Source organism: Brevundimonas sp., from assembly GCF_032017145.1.
In the GTDB taxonomy this organism is placed as follows: Bacteria; Pseudomonadota; Alphaproteobacteria; order Caulobacterales; family Caulobacteraceae; genus Brevundimonas.
The window spans coordinates 1-3,103 of sequence record NZ_DALZQC010000184.1 but is presented as its reverse complement, the minus strand read 5'-3'; the positions used below and the strand labels follow the sequence as shown (position 1 = coordinate 3,103).

Annotated in this window: 4 protein-coding genes; all 4 read right to left on the bottom strand. The window is 65.8% G+C overall.

Annotated features, from left to right (window positions below; genetic code table 11):
- A partial coding sequence (locus tag RTU05_RS17575; RefSeq protein ID WP_312599589.1) for an HAD-IC family P-type ATPase occupies positions 1-1,090 on the bottom strand: 1,090 nt, incomplete at its 3' end.
- Positions 1,091-1,258: 168 nt separating this feature from the next.
- Positions 1,259-1,957 (bottom strand): isoprenylcysteine carboxylmethyltransferase family protein, encoded by a 699-nt coding sequence (locus tag RTU05_RS17570; protein ID WP_244093366.1) that lies wholly within the window; start codon positions 1,955-1,957, stop codon positions 1,259-1,261.
- The gene (locus RTU05_RS17565) at positions 1,954-2,556 is read right to left on the bottom strand and encodes a cation transporter (RefSeq protein WP_134581252.1); all 603 of its coding nucleotides are present in this window, start codon (positions 2,554-2,556) and stop codon (positions 1,954-1,956) included. Before RTU05_RS17565 ends, RTU05_RS17570 begins: the two co-directional genes overlap by 4 nt.
- On the bottom strand, positions 2,553-3,103 hold a 551-nt coding region (locus RTU05_RS17560), incomplete at its 5' end, for an efflux RND transporter permease subunit (protein ID WP_312599588.1). The genes RTU05_RS17565 and RTU05_RS17560, both read right to left, overlap by 4 nt.

Genomic DNA, 3,103 nt, shown 5'->3' with positions numbered 1-3,103 from the left:
CCTCGGTCAGGGTGCCGGTCTTGTCGAAGGCGATGGCGTTGAGCGAGCCGAGGTTTTCAAGGGGTGCGCCCCCCTTGATCAGGACGCCTGCACGCGCTGCTCGAGCGACCCCGGACAGGACAGCGCTCGGCGTGGCGATCGCGAGCGCGCAAGGGCTGGCGGCGACGAGAACCGCCATCGCCCGGTAGAAACTGTCGCGGAAGGGTTCCTCGACGACGACCCAGGCGAACAGCAGGACGAAGGCCAGCGCCAGAACAGCGGGCACGAAGATGCGCTCGAACCTGTCCGTAAAGCGCTGGGTCGGCGACTTCTGCGTCTCGGCCTCACTCACCATCCGGACCACCTTGGCCAGGGTCGTGTCGCTCGATGTGCGGGTCGTCTCAATCTCGATGGCGCCTGAGCCATTGATCGTGCCCGCGAAGACGAGGGACGCCGATCCGACCTGGGCCGGCCGCTCGCGCGCCGCGGCGGCGTCCGGGACCGGCTGCTTGTCGACCGGCATGCTTTCGCCAGTGACGGGGGCCTGGTTGATACTTGTGGCCCCGACCACGACAAAGCCATCAGCGGGCAGTCGTTCGTTTGGACGCACCACTACGGTATCGCCGACGACCAGATCTTCGACAGGCAGTTCGACCACCTGTCCGTCGCGTCGCACATGGGCGGTCCGGGGAGCCAACTCGGCGAGGGCCTCGATCGCGCGCTTGGCGCGGCCCATGGCGTAATGTTCGAGCGCATGGCCAATGCTGAACAGGAACAGCAGGAGGGCGCCTTCGGCCCAGGCCCCGAGCGCCGCCGCGCCTGCGGCAGCAACGAGCATCAGGGTGTCGATCTCGAAGCGCTTCTGGCGGAGGTTCTCGAACGCTTCTCGCACCGTGAAGAAGCCCCCGAAGATGTAGGCGACGACGAAGAGGGCGATGGGGATCCAGCCCGGAAGGCCTGTCGCAAGCTTTTCCAGGGCGAATCCAAAGCCCAGGGCGAGGCCGCTGGCGAGGGCGAAAATCAGCTCGGTATTGGAACCGAGAAGGCCGCCGTGACGGTGGTCGTCGGACTCGCTTTCGGCATGGTCCGGTCGTGTTGTGCTGGTGGTCATGAACAGAGTTCCGGCTGGGGGGCGGCCCTTGCGGGTCGGCTATGGCGGCCGCTCTCGGCGACCGACGCGATCGAGAGGGCGGGATCACGACCTGGGTGGCGGCGGCGCATACTGCTGCTTGGCTCTGGCGTCGTCCGCTTGCAGGTCGTCATCCCGCTCCTCCCAACCTCAAGGCAGGGGCAAGACGGCGTTGAAGCCGCTGAGCCGCTGAAGTTGTTCGAGCGCCTCGAAAAGCGGAAGCGCGAGGAGGAAGACGAAGCCGTCGCGCACCGTACGGACGAAGAAGACAGGCCGGATCAGGACTTCCGCCTCGTCCCGCCAGAGGGAGGGCTTGGGCAGGAACCGGGGGGTGCGCTCGCGGTAAGCTTGGTAGTCGTTTCCGAACGTGTCGGAGAGGTAGCGTTCCTCGCGACCGACCACGATCCGGAACACCGCCCAACAGGCAAGAGCGAAAATCAGGCCGACGCTGAGGCTGCCGGATTGGGCGCCGATGCCAAACGCGCCGATGAAGCTGAAAACGTAGAGCGGATTGCGGCTGACTGAATATGGTCCTGCGGAGACGATTTCCTGCTTCTTCCGACCGCCTATGTAGAGGGAACACCAAGCCCGGCCGATGATGCAGACCATGATGGCGATCAGACCCAGATGCTCGACCGGATGCTCGAGCACGGGCCAGGATGTGAAGAGCGCCGCGCAGACAACGAGAACCAGCCCGCCGACGACAATGCCCGCCTTGCGCCACCGTTGGACGGATTGAATGTCGATCGATGATCCGCCGGTGGCTTCAAGGGACGGCGGGCCGGACTGATCGGTGTTGACGGCTTTCGAGACGCCGGAGAGATCATCGGAGGAACGACGCCGCATCATTGCGCCTTCTCCTCACCCGGACCATCACGCGCCGCGTCGCGCAGAATGTCGATGCCACCCTTGAGTGCGATAGCGGCTACGAGCACCCCGACTACGAGATCCGGCCACGCCTGGCCGAGCCAAAGCACCAGTCCTCCTGCGATAAGGATGCCCCCGTTGGAGGCGAAATCGTTGAAGCTGAAAGTCTCGGCGGCCTTCATGTTGACGTCGCCGCTATGCTGGCGGCGGATCAACTGCAGGCAGATGAGGTTGATGATCGCCGCGACGATCGCGAGCCCCATCATGGTCGGCCCGATCGGTTCTGTTCCGACGAGGAATCGGCGGCCGGCGTCCAGAAGGACGCCGGCGCCGAAGATGAGGAGCATGACGCCCGAGAAGCGCGCTGCGCCCCGCTTCCACGAGCCGGCCCGGCCAATCGCGAGGAAGCTGATCAGATAGACGGCGGCGTCCGAGGCGTTGTCGACGGCGTTGGCCAGCAGGGCGCTGGAGTCGGCAGACCATCCGCCGACTCCGAGCGCGACCGCCAGGCCCGCGTTGAGCGCGAGAACCGTCAGCAGGGTGCGCCCCTGCTGACGGTCGTCCTGATTGCGAGCAATCAATCCTCGACCCCCTCGTCCTTGCGGTGACGCACCGCCTTGGCCGCGAAGGTCGGCAGAACCAGCAGGGTCAAGGCAGTCGCAGTAAGAAGGCCGCCGATGACGACGGTCGCCAGAGGCTTTTGAACCTCGGCTCCCGCCCCATGGGCGATCGCCATCGGGATGAAGCCGACGATGGCGACGAAGGCCGTCGTCAACACCGCCCGCAGCCGGCTGGATGCGCCTTCGATCGCCGCATCCCGAGGCGCGAGACCAGCCTGCAACCGCTCGCGTATGGCCTGCATCAGGACAAGCCCGTTCAGGGTCGCCACGCCCGAGACGGCAATGAACCCGACGGCCGCAGACACCGAGAACGGCATCCCCCGCAAGAGCAGCGCCAGGGCGCCGCCGATTAGGGCAAGGGGTACGCAGGCGAAGACAAGTCCGGCCTCCGCAAACGACCCCAGGGCCATGAACAGCAACACCCCGATCAGGACGAAGACGATCGGAATGACGAGGCCCAGCCGTTGTTCGGCCCGTTTGAGGTTCTCGAACTGACCGCCCCAGGTCA